At 66.8% G+C, this 13,640-nt stretch carries 13 protein-coding genes; 6 read left to right on the forward strand and 7 right to left on the reverse strand.

Translation table 11 applies throughout. The features are described 5' to 3' along the window. Positions 1–13: 13 nt before the first annotated feature. Genes WG898_RS20465 through WG898_RS20475 form a run of 3 tightly spaced genes read right to left on the reverse strand, consistent with a single transcriptional unit; the run spans position 14 to position 3,027 of the window. Positions 14–1,012 (reverse strand): tetratricopeptide repeat protein, encoded by a 999-nt coding sequence (locus WG898_RS20465; protein WP_339604620.1) that lies wholly within the window; start codon positions 1,010–1,012, stop codon positions 14–16. Positions 1,013–1,022: 10 nt separating this feature from the next. Beyond that, positions 1,023–2,015 (reverse strand): tetratricopeptide repeat protein, encoded by a 993-nt coding sequence (locus WG898_RS20470; protein ID WP_339604621.1) that lies wholly within the window; start codon positions 2,013–2,015, stop codon positions 1,023–1,025. Between the two features lie 34 nt (positions 2,016–2,049). Next, positions 2,050–3,027, reverse strand: coding sequence for a LysR family transcriptional regulator (locus WG898_RS20475; protein WP_339604622.1), 978 nt, complete (start codon positions 3,025–3,027; stop codon positions 2,050–2,052). 102 nt (positions 3,028–3,129) lie between these two features. On the opposite strand from WG898_RS20475, the gene ilvD reads away from it, so the two are divergent. Then, the gene (gene ilvD, locus WG898_RS20480; RefSeq protein ID WP_339604623.1) at positions 3,130–4,809 is read left to right on the forward strand and encodes a dihydroxy-acid dehydratase; all 1,680 of its coding nucleotides are present in this window, start codon (positions 3,130–3,132) and stop codon (positions 4,807–4,809) included. A gap of 38 nt (positions 4,810–4,847) precedes the next feature. On the opposite strand, the gene WG898_RS20485 is transcribed toward ilvD, so the two are convergent. Continuing rightward, the gene (locus WG898_RS20485; protein ID WP_339604624.1) at positions 4,848–5,096 is read right to left on the reverse strand and encodes a TIGR04438 family Trp-rich protein; all 249 of its coding nucleotides are present in this window, start codon (positions 5,094–5,096) and stop codon (positions 4,848–4,850) included. A 163-nt stretch (positions 5,097–5,259) separates the two neighbouring features. Here WG898_RS20485 and WG898_RS20490 point away from each other — a divergent pair, with 163 nt between their 5' ends. Beyond that, positions 5,260–5,571: a c-type cytochrome gene (locus tag WG898_RS20490; protein ID WP_339604625.1), complete on the forward strand. Its 312-nt coding sequence runs from the start codon at positions 5,260–5,262 to the stop codon at positions 5,569–5,571. Between the two features lie 131 nt (positions 5,572–5,702). Here the strand turns inward: WG898_RS20490 and acs are convergent, their stop codons facing one another. Continuing rightward, positions 5,703–7,670, reverse strand: coding sequence for an acetate--CoA ligase (acs, locus tag WG898_RS20495; protein WP_339604626.1), 1,968 nt, complete (start codon positions 7,668–7,670; stop codon positions 5,703–5,705). 163 nt (positions 7,671–7,833) lie between these two features. Here acs and WG898_RS20500 point away from each other — a divergent pair, with 163 nt between their 5' ends. From WG898_RS20500 to WG898_RS20510, 3 genes are all read left to right on the forward strand, one after another. After that, on the forward strand, positions 7,834–8,436 hold the full coding sequence (locus WG898_RS20500) for a TIGR00645 family protein (RefSeq protein ID WP_339604627.1): 603 nt from the start codon (positions 7,834–7,836) through the stop codon (positions 8,434–8,436). A gap of 57 nt (positions 8,437–8,493) precedes the next feature. Further along, positions 8,494–10,035, forward strand: a complete 1,542-nt coding sequence (locus WG898_RS20505; protein ID WP_339604628.1) for a fumarate hydratase — start codon at positions 8,494–8,496, stop codon at positions 10,033–10,035. Positions 10,036–10,229: 194 nt separating this feature from the next. After that, positions 10,230–10,412, forward strand: coding sequence for a hypothetical protein (locus tag WG898_RS20510; RefSeq protein ID WP_339604629.1), 183 nt, complete (start codon positions 10,230–10,232; stop codon positions 10,410–10,412). Here the strand turns inward: WG898_RS20510 and WG898_RS20515 are convergent. Both WG898_RS20515 and WG898_RS20520 read right to left on the reverse strand, forming a co-directional pair. Then, positions 10,397–11,695, reverse strand: coding sequence for a mechanosensitive ion channel family protein (locus tag WG898_RS20515; protein WP_339604630.1), 1,299 nt, complete (start codon positions 11,693–11,695; stop codon positions 10,397–10,399). The genes WG898_RS20510 and WG898_RS20515 overlap by 16 nt on opposite strands. Before the next feature lie 16 nt (positions 11,696–11,711). Beyond that, a complete protein-coding gene (locus WG898_RS20520) occupies positions 11,712–12,647 on the reverse strand; it encodes a histone deacetylase family protein (protein WP_339604631.1) in 936 nt (311 codons plus the stop codon). Positions 12,648–12,694: 47 nt separating this feature from the next. Here WG898_RS20520 and WG898_RS20525 point away from each other — a divergent pair, with 47 nt between their 5' ends. After that, the gene (locus tag WG898_RS20525; RefSeq protein WP_339604632.1) at positions 12,695–13,639 is read left to right on the forward strand and encodes an AAA family ATPase; all 945 of its coding nucleotides are present in this window, start codon (positions 12,695–12,697) and stop codon (positions 13,637–13,639) included. Position 13,640 lies beyond the last annotated feature (1 nt).

Below are 13,640 nucleotides of genomic sequence, written 5' to 3' on the forward strand. Positions count from 1 at the left end.
GAACTGGCGCGCATCATACGGGGCCCATCTCCTTCAGGCGCCTGCGGCAGTCCTCGACATTGCTGGGGCTGGCGCGGCGGTGCTGCAGGTAGCGTTCGAAGGCCGCGCGGGCCCCCGCCTTGTCGCCCATGGCCTGCAGGCTGATGCCCAGGCGGTGGTCGAGCGGGAAGTCCTCGGCCCCGTCCATCTCCTTGGCGCGCTCGTACTGTTTGACAGCCTCGTCAAAGCGCTCCTGGGCATGGTAGATGCGCGCCAGGCCATAGGCGCCCAGGGCCTGGCGTGGCTGCTCCTTCAGCAGACGCTCGAAGCCGGCGATGGCCTTGGCGTATTGACGCTGGTCCAGCCATTCCTTGCCGATGGCGCCCCACACCAGCCGCCATTCATTCAGCAGACTGGGGTCGGCGGCGATGCGCACGCTCAGCAGCTCCTTCTCGGCCTGCGCCCAGTTCTTTTCGCTGCCGGCCAGGCGAGCGCGCATCAGCTTGGCGAACTCGGGCTGGCTGGCGCGCACCTGCTCTTCCAGTTCACGCGCCTTGCCCGCACCGCCGCCGGCAAAGGCCGGCACCAGCAGGTAGTACTGGTGCAGGCTGCTGCGCGCCTCGATGAAATCGGGCCTGAGCTCCAGCGCGCGCTGCAAATGCTTTCTGATCGGTCCGGCCAGGCTGATGATCTTCATGGCGCCGCCGTTGCGCGCCTGCATGGTCATCACCGAGGCGAGGGCGTAATGGCACAGGGCCTCCTCGGGATGCTGGTCCACGCAGTCCTGCATCTGGCGCGCGGCAGCATCCACGCGTTTGCGGTCCGCCAGCGTCATCTGCGAGAGCGCGAAGGCTGCGCCCGCCTGCAGGTCCTGCGGCTGCTCGCGCAGGCGCGCCTGGGCCTGGCGTTCCATCTCCTCGCTGCGGCCGGCATCCAGCAGGGCCTGCCAGGGCCCGTCGCTGAACACCAGGGCCTGGGCGCCCTGCCAGGCCAACAGGCTCGCACAAACAAGCAGGCGCAGCGCTTTCACCATCAGGGCCACCTTAGCCCAGCTCGGCCAGGCGTTTCCTGGCGTCTTCCAGATTGCGCGGGTTGGCCTTCTTGTTGGCAACAAAGCGCTCCAGCAGGGCCTTGGCCTGGACCTTGTCGCCCTTCATCTGCCAGACCACGCCGAGGCGATGGTCGAAAGGCAGGGCCTCGGCGCCCTCCAGACCGCGGGCACGCTCGAACTGGCGGATCGCCTCGTCGAGCTGGCCGGTTTCGGTGGCCACGCGGCCGAGGCCATAGCCCGCCACGGCGTGCTGCGGCTGCTCGCGCTGCAACTGCTCGAACCAGGCCTTGGCCTTGGCGTATTGCTTGTCGCGCAGGTACTGGTGACCCTGCGCCGCCCAGGCCTCGCGCCATTCGGTCTGCAGGCCCAGGTCCTTGCCGGGCTTGAGGCTCGCCAGCTCGCGTTCGGCCTCGGCATAGTTGTCCTCATGCTGGGCCACGCGTGCGCGCATCAGTTTGGCGTGCTCGGGCATGTCCCGCAGATCCTGGGCCAGCTCCCTGGCCTTGCTGACGCTGCCGCCGGCCACGCCGGGCGCCATCAGATAGAACTGCTGCAAGGCGCTGCGCATCTCGAAGGAGCCGGGCTCCAGCTCGAAGGCCTTGCTGAAGGCATCCTTGATCTTGCCGGCCAGGCTCATGGCCTTGAACATGCTGGCGCCCATGGCCTGCGAACCGAGCAACTGGCCCAGCGCATAGTGGCAGTGCGCGTCCTTGGGCTGGCGTTCGACGCATTGCTGCATGGTCCTGGCGGCCGCATCGAGCCGGGCGCCGTCGCCCGCGTCCAGCGCGCTCAGCGCCAGCGCCGCGGCGGCCTGGCTGTCGGCCGGGTTGGTGCGCAGGCGCGCCTGCGCCAGCTTGTCGAGTTCCTCCGCCTTGCCGCCCTCCCAGACCGACTGCAGCTGAGTATCCTTGAACACCGCCGCTTGGGCGGACAGGGCGGTAGCCAGCAAGAGTGAGGCCAGGCACAGAACACGGTGTTTGGGCATGAGGGCTTGGGTGTGAGAGCTAGAGGGTCTGGGTTCAACGCCGCCTTGCAAGCTTGGTTGACGGCCCCGAGGTGTGCGCATTGTGCACAGCGCCCACACGCTTGCCAGCCCTGGCTTTCGGCACTTGCGCCAGCGCCGCCCGCACATGCTCGACAAAGCGCGCCACCACCGGGCTGGCGCCGGCGCGCCAGATCAGGCTGGTCTCGCAGGCCGGCACCTGCGCCTGCAGCCGCTGGTAGCGCACCCCCGGCCGTTGCAGCGCGCTCAGGCCCTCCGGCACCCAGGCCACCCCCATGCCGGCCGACACCAGATTGACGATGGTCTGCATCTGGATCGCCTCCTGCGCGATCTGCGGCGTGGCGCCATGGCCGCGGTAAAAGCTCAGCAGCGCGTCGTACAGCGCGGGTGCGATCTCGCGCGGGAAGATCACCAAGGGTTCGCCCAGCAGCAGCGCCAGCGCCGCCGCCGGCGCCCTGGGCAGCACCAGGCTCTCGGGCAGGGCCAGCACCATGGGCTCGACGCTGATGCGCAGGGCCTCGAAGCCGGCCGGCGCGGCGCCGGGCGGGTGGATCACGAAACCGGCATCCAGATCGCCGCGCTCGAAATGATGCAGCTGCACGTCCAGCGTGGCCTCGCGCAGGGCCAGCGCAATGCCCGCATGCGCGGCGCGGAAGCCGCGCAACCATTGCGGCAGCTCGCCATAGCCGACGGTTGACACGAAGCCCAGGCGCAGGCGCCCATGCAGGCCCGCTGCCGCCGCTTGCAGCAGCGCGGGCAGTTGCTCGACCTCGGCCAGCAGCCTACTCGCCACCGGCAGCAGGGCGGCGCCGGCTGGGCTCAGCGCCACCGAGCGCCGGTTGCGCTCGAACAGCGCCACGCCCAGGCTCTGCTCCAGCTTCTGGATCGCCATGCTGAGCGGCGGCTGCGTCATGTGCAGGGCCGCCGCTGCACGGCCGTAGTGCAGCTCCTGCGCCAGCACCAGGAATTGCCGCAGACTGCGGTTCTCGATCATTGATACACCAATCGAATCAAAGCTGCGTTAAACATATATTGGACCAGATGGCAGCACGCTTGCATACTGCGCCCACCTCCCCTTAACCGCCCTCCACGCACCATGAGCTACAACCGCCGTTCCAAGAACATCACCGAAGGCGTGGCCCGCGCGCCTAATCGCTCCATGTACTACGGCATGGGCTACCAGGAGAGCGACTTCGGCAAGCCCATGATCGGCGTGGCCAACGGTCACTCCACCATCACGCCCTGCAACTCGGGCCTGCAGAAGTTGGCCGATGCGGCCGTCATCGGCCTCAAAGAGGCCGGCGCGAATCCGCAGGTCTTCGGCACGCCCACCATCTCCGACGGCATGGCGATGGGCACCGAGGGCATGAAGTACAGCCTGGTGTCGCGCGAGGTGATCTCCGACTGCGTTGAAACCTGCGTGGGCGGCCAGTGGATGGACGGCGTGCTGGTGATAGGCGGCTGCGACAAGAACATGCCCGGCGGCATGATGGGCATGTTGCGCGCCAATGTGCCTGCGCTCTATGTCTACGGCGGCACCATCCTGCCCGGCAAGTACAAGGGCCAGGACCTCAACATCGTCAGCGTGTTCGAGGCGGTGGGCCAGTACAGCGCCGGCAAGATGAGCGAGGAAGACTTCTGCCAGATCGAGCGCCGCGCCATCCCCGGCAGCGGCTCCTGCGGCGGCATGTATACCGCCAACACCATGAGCTCGGCCTTCGAGGCGCTGGGCATGAGCCTGCCCTATTCCTCCACCATGGCGAACGTGGAAGACGAGGTGGTGGAGAACGTGAAGAAGGCCGCGGCGGTGCTGGTCGAGGCCGTCAAGCAGGACCTGAAGCCGCGCGACATCGTCACCAAGCACGCGATCGAGAACGCGGTGGCGGTGATCATGGCCACCGGCGGCTCCACCAATGCGGTGCTGCACTTCCTGGCGATCGCCCATGCGGCCGAAGTGGACTGGACGATCGACGACTTCGAGCGTGTGCGCCGCCGCACCCCGGTGCTGTGCGACCTCAAGCCCAGCGGGCGTTACCTGGCCATCGACCTGCACCATGCGGGGGGCATCCCGGCGGTGATGAAGGAGCTGCTCAAACACGGCCTGCTGCATGGCGACGCCATCACCATCACCGGCAAGACCGTGGCCGAGAACCTCGCCGAGCTGCCCGAGCTGCGCGCCGACCAGGACGTGATACGCCCGGTGACCAAGCCGATCTACGCCGAGGGCCACCTGGCCATCCTGAAGGGCAATCTTTCGCCCGAGGGCTGCGTGGCCAAGATCACCGGGCTAAAGAACCCCGTCATCACCGGCCCGGCGCGCGTGTTCGACGACGAGCAATCGGCACTGGCCGCCATCATGGCCGGCAAGATCGTCGCCGGCGACGTGATGGTGCTGCGCTATCTGGGCCCCAAGGGCGGCCCCGGCATGCCCGAGATGCTGGCGCCCACCGGCGCCCTGATCGGTCAGGGCCTGGGTGAGAGCGTGGGCCTGATCACCGACGGACGCTTCTCGGGCGGCACCTGGGGCATGGTGGTCGGCCATGTGGCGCCCGAGGCCTATGAGGGCGGCGTGATCGCGCTGGTGCATGAGGGTGACCGCATCACCATCGATGCGCACCAGTTGCTGCTGGAACTGCATGTGGACGCCGCCGAACTGGCCGAGCGCCGCGCCGCCTGGGTGAAGCCCGCGCCGCGCTACACCCGCGGCGTGCTGGCCAAGTTCGCCAAGAACGCCTCCAGCGCCAGTTCCGGCGCGGTGCTGGACCGGTTTGAGTAAGTAGGTAGGTACAAGGCGCCTGGGGTCAGGTCTTGCGGTCAGCGCCGGCGGCGCTGCTTCTCGCCCTGCCCCAGCGCTTCGAGCGCCTTCTCGCGGCGCGCGGCCTTCTTCTCGTCCATGCGCTCCATCACCTTCTTCTGCGTGTAGCCATGCGAGTCGGCCCAGGCCCACCAGGCCATGGCCAGGCCGAAAGGCGCCAGCACGACGAGCCAGCTCCAGTCGACCACGGGCGCCACCGCTGTGAGCTTGAGCAGCAATAGCAGCAGGCCGATGGCTAAGAACCACATTGACAACTCCTTTCGCACGCGCGAAGCCCTGTTGACGTGATGGCGCGGGAACGCGCCTCTACAATCATTTCAGCAGCTTGCTTGACGGGACTGTAGAGCAGTTTGGTCGAGCCGGCGCGAGAGTTAGTTACCCTTCCTCGTGCATGACCCCCGAAAGGACGCTATGAAGTCGACCCTGATCGCCCTGGCCGCCGTCGCCGCCACCCTGGCCGCACCCGCCGCCTTCGCCAATGCCGAACTGGCACAAAAGAAGAACTGCATGGCCTGCCATGCGCTGGACAAAAAGGTTGTCGGCCCCGCCTACAAGGACGTGGCCGCCAAGTACGCCAAGGACAAGGACGCCGCCGCCAAGCTGGCCGACAAGATCATCAAGGGCGGCTCGGGCGTCTGGGGCCCGGTGCCCATGCCCGCCAACACGCAAGTCAGCCCCGATGAAGCCAAAAAATTGGCCGCCTGGGTTCTGACGGTGAAGTAAGCGCCCCTGCTCCATAGCAAAAGGCCCGCGTCAGCGGGCCTTTGCACTTCCAGCAACTCACGCTGATCCGGCTTTGCCGGTCAGCCGTGAGTGCCCCCTTGAGGGGGCCGGCGCAGCCGGTAGGGGGTGGGTCAATAAGCTTGGCCCAACTGCTCAAGAATGGCGGGATTCTCCAGCGTGCTGGTGTCCTGCGTGACGCTCTCGCCCTTGGCCACCGAGCGCAGCAGGCGGCGCATGATCTTGCCACTGCGCGTCTTGGGAAGGTTGTCGCCAAAGCGGATGTCCTTGGGCTTGGCGATCGGGCCGATCTCCTTGGCCACATGGTCGCGCAGCTGCTTGGCAATCGCCTTGGCCTCGTCGCCGGTGGGGCGCGGGCGTTTCAGCACCACGAAGGCGCAGATCGCTTCGCCGGTGGTGTCGTCGGGGCGCCCCACCACCGCGGCCTCGGCCACCAGCTCGGTGCAGCTGACCAGGGCCGATTCGATTTCCATCGTGCCCATGCGGTGGCCGCTCACGTTCAGCACATCGTCAATGCGGCCGGTGATGGTGAAGTAGCCGGTCTTCTCGTCGCGGATCGCGCCGTCACCGGCCAGGTAGTAGCCCTTGAGCTCGCTGGGGTAGTAGCTCTTCTTGAAGCGCTCGGGGTCGCCCCAGATGGTGCGGATCATCGAGGGCCAGGGCTTCTTCACCACCAGGATGCCACCCTGGCCGTTGGGCACGTCATTGCCCAGTTCGTCGACGATGGCGGCGGTGATGCCCGGGAAGGGCAAGGTGCAGGAGCCCGGCACCAGCGGCGTGGCGCCCGGCAGCGGCGTGATCATGTGGCCGCCGGTCTCGGTCTGCCAGAAGGTGTCGACGATGGGGCAGCGGCCGCCACCGATATGCTGGTGGTACCACTCCCAGGCGGCCGGATTGATGGGCTCGCCCACCGAACCGAGGATGCGCAGCGAGCTCAGGTCGTAGTTCTTCGGATGCACGGCCTCGTTGCTCTCGGCCGCCTTGATGAGCGAGCGGATCGCGGTGGGCGCGGTGTAGAAGATGCTGACCTTGTGCTTCTGGATCATGTTCCAGAAGCGGCCGGCGTCCGGGTAGGTGGGCACGCCCTCGAACACGATCTCGGTGCCGCCCAGCGCCAGCGGGCCGTAGCTGATGTAGGTATGGCCGGTGACCCAGCCGATGTCGGCGGTGCACCAGAACACGTCGTCGTCCTTCAGGTCGAAGGTCCATTTGGTGGTCAGCGCCGCATGCAGCAGGTAGCCGCCGGTGCTGTGCTGTACGCCCTTGGGCTTGCCGGTGGAACCCGAGGTGTAGAGCAGGAAGAGCGGATGCTCGGCCCCCACCCATTCGGGCTCGCAGCTGCTGGCCTGCCCCTGGATGAGGTCGTGCAGCCACAGGTCGCGGCCCTGCACCCAGTCGATCTTGCCGCCGGTGCGCTGATAGACGATCACGTCCTTGAGCGAGGGGCAGGCGTTGTCGGCCAGGGCCTCGTCGACGATGGCCTTGAGCGGCAGTTGCTTGCCGCCGCGCACCTGCTCGTCGGCGGTGATCACCATCACCGCGCCGGCGTCCTGGACGCGGTCGCGCAGGCTCTGCGCCGAGAAGCCGCCGAACACCACCGAATGCGTCGCGCCGATGCGGGCGCAGGCCTGCATGGCGGCCACGCCCTCCACCGACATGGGCATGTAGATGACGACGCGGTCGCCCTTCTTCACGCCGCGCGCCTTCAGCGCATTCGCCAGTTGCGACACCTTGGCGAGCAGCTCGCTGTAAGTGACCTTGCTGACCTCGCCGCCATCGGCCTCGAAGATGATGGCGGTTTTGTCACCCTTGCCCGCCTCGATATTGCGGTCCAGGCAGTTGTACGAGACGTTCAGCGTGCCGTCCTCGAACCACTTGAAGAACGGCGCCTCGCTGTCGTTGAGCACCTTGGTGAAGGGCGTCTTCCAGCTCAGGAACTCGCGCGCCAGCCGCCCCCAATAGCCTTCGTAATCGCTTGCTGCCTCCTGGACCAGGGCCTCATAGGCCGCCATGCCCGAGACATGGGCCGTCTTCGCCGCGGCCTCCGAGGGCAGATACAGCGTTGCGGGTGAATTGCTCATGGTGTCTCTCTCCTGGTCTCAGAATTGAAATAAAGCGCTGGGCGCTACTGTGCGGCCCGCATCTGACGAACCGCTTACTCTTGTAGAAGACATTCTGCCGTCACCGCAGTGACAGTCACATGCTCTCACTAGAATCCGCCGCCAACAGCCACGAGAGTTACCAATGAGTTCCCAAAGCCAAACCAATCCCAAGCTCGGCCTGCTGCCCAAACTGATCTTCGGCAGCCGCTGGTTGCAGCTGCCGCTCTACCTGGGCCTGATCCTGGCTCAAGCCGTCTACGTGTTCCAGTTCTGGACCGAGCTGGTGCACCTCATCGAGGCCGCCTTCGGCAACAGCGCCGCGCTCGAGATGCTGGTCAAGAGCATCGGCTACAAGGCCGACGCCGGCCCGCTCAAGCTCAACGAAACCATCATCATGCTGGTGGTGCTGGGCCTGATCGACGTGGTGATGATCTCCAACCTGCTCATCATGGTGATCGTGGGCGGCTACGAGACCTTTGTCTCGCGCATGAACCTCGAGGGCCATCCCGACCAGCCCGAATGGCTCAGCCATGTGAACGCCTCGGTGCTCAAGGTCAAGCTGGCCACCGCCATCATCGGCATCTCGTCCATCCACCTGCTCAAGACCTTCATCAACGCCGACAACTACGCCGAGAAGACGCTGCTGTGGCAGACCCTGATCCACATCGCCTTCCTGCTCTCGGCGATGGCGATCGCGATGACCGACCGGCTGCTGGCCCACCACGCGCCGGACGACAAGCATTGAGTCAGCTGCGCCTCGTACACTGAGCCGAGCTTCAACACCTCCCTCCCGGAACGCCCCATGAGTACCACCATCCGCTACAACGATCTGGTCGACAGCGTTAGCGCCGCCCTGCAGTACATCAGCTACTACCACCCCGCCGACTACATCCAGCATCTGGCGCGCGCCTACGAGCGCGAGCAGAGCGCGGCGGCCAAGGATGCGATCGCGCAGATCCTCACCAACAGCCGCATGTGCGCCGAGGGGCGCCGCCCGATCTGCCAGGACACCGGCATCGTCAACGTGTTCCTGAAGATCGGCATGGACGTGCGCTGGGGCGACTTCCCCGGCTCGATCCAGGATGCGATCGACGAGGGTGTGCGCCGTGCCTACAACCATCCCGACAACAAGCTGCGCGCCTCGGTGCTCTCGGACCCGATCTTCGAGCGCAAGAACACCAAGGACAACACGCCCGCGGTGGTCTTCATGGAGGTGGTGCCCGGCAACAAGGTGGACGTGATCGTCGCGGCCAAGGGCGGCGGCTCGGAGAACAAGAGCAAGGTCTATATGCTCAACCCGAGCGACAACATCGTCGACTGGGTGCTCAAGACCGTGCCCACCATGGGCGCTGGCTGGTGCCCGCCGGGCATGCTGGGCATAGGCGTGGGTGGCACGGCCGAGAAGGCCGCGCTGCTGGCCAAGGAAGCCCTGATGGACGACATCGATATGTACGAGCTGCTGGCACGCGGCCCGCAGAACAAGCTCGAAGAACTGCGTATCGAGCTCTACGAGAAGGTCAACGCCTTGGGCATAGGCGCGCAGGGCCTGGGCGGTCTGACCACGGTGCTGGACGTCAAGATCAAGACCTACCCGACTCATGCAGCGTCCAAGCCGATCGCGATGATCCCCAACTGCGCGGCCACCCGCCACGCGCATTTCGTGCTCGACGGTTCGGGCCCCAGCTACTTGACGCCGCCCAGCCTGGATCTGTGGCCCGATGTGCATTGGGCACCCGACTACAACAAGAGCCGTCGCGTTGATCTGAACACCCTCACCAAGGCCGAGGTGGCGAGCTGGAAGCCCGGCGACACCCTGCTGCTGAACGGCAAGATGCTGACCGGCCGCGACGCCGCGCACAAGCGCATCCAGGACATGCTCGCCAAGGGCGAAAAGCTGCCGGTGGACTTCACCAACCGCGTGATCTATTACGTGGGACCGGTCGATCCGGTGCGCGACGAGGTGGTGGGCCCGGCCGGCCCGACCACCGCGACCCGCATGGACAAGTTCACCCGCATGATGCTCGAACAGACCGGCCTGATCGCCATGGTGGGCAAGGCCGAGCGCGGCCAGATCGCCATCGACGCGATCAAGGACAACCAGAGCGCCTACCTGATGGCGGTGGGCGGCGCCGCCTATCTGGTCAGCAAGGCGATCAAGGCCGCGCCGGTGGTGGGCTTTGCCGACCTGGGCATGGAAGCGATCTACGAGTTCGACGTGGTCGACATGCCCGTCACCGTGGCGGTGGACGCCGGCGGCACCAGCGCCCACATCACCGGCCCGGCCGAATGGCAGCAGCGCATTGCCGGCGGCAAGCCGGTGGGGATCCCCGTCAACGCGGCCTGAGGCGCTCGCCCGCTTGCCGGCTTGACCTCCCAGCCCCCCATGATCGCGGGGGGGCTTCTCCTACTCTAGGGGGATGGGCTTGGCAAGCCCCTAGAAGCGAAGATCCATCCCATGGATGCGGCGACACCAACCATGAGCCCAAGCGGCCAGCGCCAGCATCCACGACGAATCGCAACAGTCGAGGGATGTGAGGGATGTGGATTTCAGCCTACTGGTATGAGAAGTTGCCGGCGCTGTATGCCGGCGCGGGCGCGGCCTGCTGGGCCTTGTTCGGGCTCAATGGGCCGGGCGCCCTGAGCGGCGCGCTGTTGCTGGGCGCTGCCGGGCTGACCTGGCATTGGCGGCGCAGCTACCGCGCCGGTCAACTGGCGCTCTGAGCCGCGCTCTGAGTGGCAGGCGGCTGGACCTGATGCACAACCCGCTGGGGGTAGGGAATCTCTACCCCCAGCGCATTCAGGCAGCGCAGTATGGCCAGATTCACATCGGAGCGCACGCCGCCCTGCCCGTTCTCGGGATCGGCAATCCAGAACATCACGCTCAGCTCCAGCCCGTCGGCGGCAAAGTTGCTGAGGTGCACCGCCGGCCCGGGCTGCGTCAACACGCGCGGCACCTTGCCCACCACCTCGGCCAGCTGCGCCATCACCGCCGCGACGTCGCAACCATAGGCCACCTGCACGGTGGTGCCGAGCAGCACCTGCGGGTCGGCCAGCGATGAGTTCTCCACCCGCTGCGTGATCAGGGTCTCGTTGGGGATGATGGCCTCGCGGCCGTTGAGCGCGCGTATCACCGTGTAGCGGGTCTTGATGTCGCTGATGCGGCCCTCGAAGTTGTCCACCTTGACCATGTCGCCGATGCGCAGCGAGCGCTCGGCCAGGATCACGAAACCCGACACATAGTTGGCGGCCAGCTTCTGCAGGCCGAAGCCTATGCCCACGCCCAAGGCACCGCCCAGCACGCCCAGGGCGGTGAGGTCGATGCCGGCGGCGGTCAACGCCACCAGCAGGCCGATGAACATCAGCAGCGCGCGCGTCAGGTTGGCGGCGATCTTGCGCATCGACAGGTCGACGCTGGTGTTGCGCAAGAGGCGCTGCTCGATGGCCGAGGAGATCCACAGCGCCAGCACCAGCACAAAGGCCGCGGTGAGGCCGCCCTCGATCATGGCGCGCAGCGAAACCTGGGTGGCGCCGACCTTCCAGCGCACATCGTCCAGCTCGTCCATCACCATCGGCAGCACGCCGACGATCCACAGGATCGAGCCGCCCCAGGCCAGCCAGGAAACGCTGCGCTCGAGCAGCCGGATCCAGCCCGAGCCGGGCAAGGCGGCGCGCAGCACGCGCGCGATCAGGCGAATCACCACCAGCGAGGTCAGCACCGGGATGATGAGCTTGAACACCGCCAGCTTCAGGCCTAACAGCGGGATGGCGCGTCGCGCGCCCAGGGCCAGCAAGAGCGCCAGCACCGGGAACAGCACGCCGTCCACCACATGACTGCCCAGCAGCACCGAGCGGGCGCGCTGCTGCACGCGCTGTTTGAGGCGCCAGACGATCAGCCAGGCCAGGCCCATGCAGGCCAGCAACAGGCCCAGTTCGGCAAGTGCGGAGGGGCTGAGCAGCGAGGCCAGCAGGGCCTGCAGCTCTTCAAAACTGAAGGTCTGATTCAATTCGTCGACTCGGAGTTCAGACGCCAGCCAGCACCCGCAAATGGACGCCGACGCTGCGCGCCAGGGCCCCGAGATGGTAGCCGCCCTCCAGCACCGAGACGATGCGGCCCTGGGCATGGCGCTCGGCCATGTCCTTCACCCGCATGGTGATCCATTCGTAATCGGCCTCCACCAGGCCAAGCTGGCCGAGATCGTCCTCGCGGTGCGCATCGAAGCCGGCCGAGATGAAGATCATCTCGGGCCGGAAACGCTCCAGCGCCGGCATCCACTGGGCCTCTATCATTTCGCGCACCTCGGCGCCGCGCGTATAGGGTGGGATGGGCAGGTTGACCATGTTCTCGCCCTTGGGAACCGCCCCCGAGAAGGGATAGAGCGGATGCTGGAAGATGCTCACCATCAGCACGCGTTCGTCGCCGGCCAGGATGTCCTCGGTGCCGTTGCCATGGTGGACGTCGAAGTCCACCACCGCCACGCGCTTGAGGCCGCGCACATCCAGCGCATGGCGCGCCGCGATCGCCACATTGTTGAAGAAACAAAAACCCATGCTCTGGTCGCGCGTGGCATGGTGGCCGGGCGGGCGCACCGCGCAAAACGCGTTCTCGGCCTGGCGGTCTAGCACCAGATCGGTGGCGCGCACGGCGGCGCCGGCGGCGCGCAGCGCCGCGGCCCAGGTATAGGGGTTGGCGATGGTGTCGGGGTCGACGGCGCGCGTCTCGCCACTGGCGGCCAGGGTCTCCAGCGTGTCGCGGAGCTCCGCCACATAACCATGGGTGTGCGCGAGCTCCACATCGCTGATGCGCGCCTGCGGTGCGTCGTGCCTGGCCAGGGCCACGTCAAGGCCGTGGGCGATCAGCCAGTCCTCGATCGCGTCCAGGCGCTGCGGGCATTCCGGGTGGCCGGCGCCCATGTCGTGACGGCGGCAATCAGGGTGGCTGAGATAGGCGGTGGACATGCGGGCGAAAACCTCGTACTTCTGAGTTTTGGGTTAAGGTGCGCCGCATGACGCAACGAGACTCGCAGTCCGCGCTGGCGCACCAACTCCAGGCATTGCAGCACCAGATTAGCACGATCATCAAAGGCAAATCGGCGCAGGTGGCCGACTGCGTGGCCTGTTTGATTGCCGGTGGACATTTGTTGATCGAGGACATGCCGGGGGTGGGCAAAACCACGCTGGCGCATACGCTGGCGCGCTCGATGGGCCTGCAGTTCTCGCGCGTGCAGTTCACCGCCGACCTGATGCCCTCCGACCTGCTGGGCGTGAGCATTTACGAAAAGGAAAACGGCGGTCAATTCCGCTTCCATCCCGGTCCGGTATTCGCACAGGTCTTGCTGGCCGACGAGATCAACCGCGCCGGCCCGAAGACGCAGAGCGCGCTGCTGGAGGCGATGGAGGAGTTCCAGGTCAGCGCCGACGGCACCAGCCATGCCCTGCCCCAACCCTTCTTCGTGATCGCCACACAGAACCCCAGCGAGCAGCTGGGCACCTACCCGCTGCCCGAATCGCAGCTGGACCGCTTCCTGATGTGCATCAGCCTGGGCTACCCCGACCGCGCCTCGGAGCGCGAACTGCTGCAGGGCCAGGACAGCCGCGCCGCGATCCGCGCGCTGCAAGCGGTGATGACGCCGGCCCAGGTGCTGGCGGCACAGCAGGCGGTGCTGCAGGTGCATGCCGCCGATGCGCTGCTGGACTATCTGCAGGCCCTGCTCGCCGCCACCCGGTCCGGCCAATGGTTCACCGAGGGCCTGAGCCCGCGCGCCGGCCTGGCGGTGCTGCGCGCCGCGCGCGCCAAGGCCTTGCTGAGCGGGCGCGACTATGTCTCGCCCGAGGACGTGCAGGCGATCCTGCCGCAGACCATCGCGCACCGCCTCACGCCGCGCGCCAGCAGCGGGCGCGGCGCGCGCGAGCAGGTGCGCGCCATGATCGAAGCGCTGCCCATCCCCTGAC

Origin of the sequence: Paucibacter soli, assembly GCF_037482845.1 — a bacterium.
Lineage (GTDB): Bacteria > Pseudomonadota > Gammaproteobacteria > Burkholderiales > Burkholderiaceae_C > Paucibacter_B > Paucibacter_B soli.

Excerpts from the sequence above, each read along its gene's own strand:
- WG898_RS20485 (WP_339604624.1), bottom strand. The coding sequence starts at position 5,096 with ATGTGGTTCTTAGCCATCGGCCTGCTGCTATTGCTGCTCAAGCTCACA.
- WG898_RS20490 (WP_339604625.1), top strand. The coding sequence starts at position 5,260 with ATGAAGTCGACCCTGATCGCCCTGGCCGCCGTCGCCGCCACCCTGGCC.
- WG898_RS20470 (WP_339604621.1), bottom strand. The coding sequence starts at position 2,015 with ATGCCCAAACACCGTGTTCTGTGCCTGGCCTCACTCTTGCTGGCTACC.
- acs (WP_339604626.1), bottom strand. The coding sequence starts at position 7,670 with ATGAGCAATTCACCCGCAACGCTGTATCTGCCCTCGGAGGCCGCGGCG.
- WG898_RS20510 (WP_339604629.1), top strand. The coding sequence starts at position 10,230 with ATGTGGATTTCAGCCTACTGGTATGAGAAGTTGCCGGCGCTGTATGCC.
- ilvD (WP_339604623.1), top strand. The coding sequence starts at position 3,130 with ATGAGCTACAACCGCCGTTCCAAGAACATCACCGAAGGCGTGGCCCGC.
- WG898_RS20520 (WP_339604631.1), bottom strand. The coding sequence starts at position 12,647 with ATGTCCACCGCCTATCTCAGCCACCCTGATTGCCGCCGTCACGACATG.
- WG898_RS20500 (WP_339604627.1), top strand. The coding sequence starts at position 7,834 with ATGAGTTCCCAAAGCCAAACCAATCCCAAGCTCGGCCTGCTGCCCAAA.
- WG898_RS20505 (WP_339604628.1), top strand. The coding sequence starts at position 8,494 with ATGAGTACCACCATCCGCTACAACGATCTGGTCGACAGCGTTAGCGCC.
- WG898_RS20525 (WP_339604632.1), top strand. The coding sequence starts at position 12,695 with ATGACGCAACGAGACTCGCAGTCCGCGCTGGCGCACCAACTCCAGGCA.
- WG898_RS20475 (WP_339604622.1), bottom strand. The coding sequence starts at position 3,027 with ATGATCGAGAACCGCAGTCTGCGGCAATTCCTGGTGCTGGCGCAGGAG.
- WG898_RS20465 (WP_339604620.1), bottom strand. The coding sequence starts at position 1,012 with ATGGTGAAAGCGCTGCGCCTGCTTGTTTGTGCGAGCCTGTTGGCCTGG.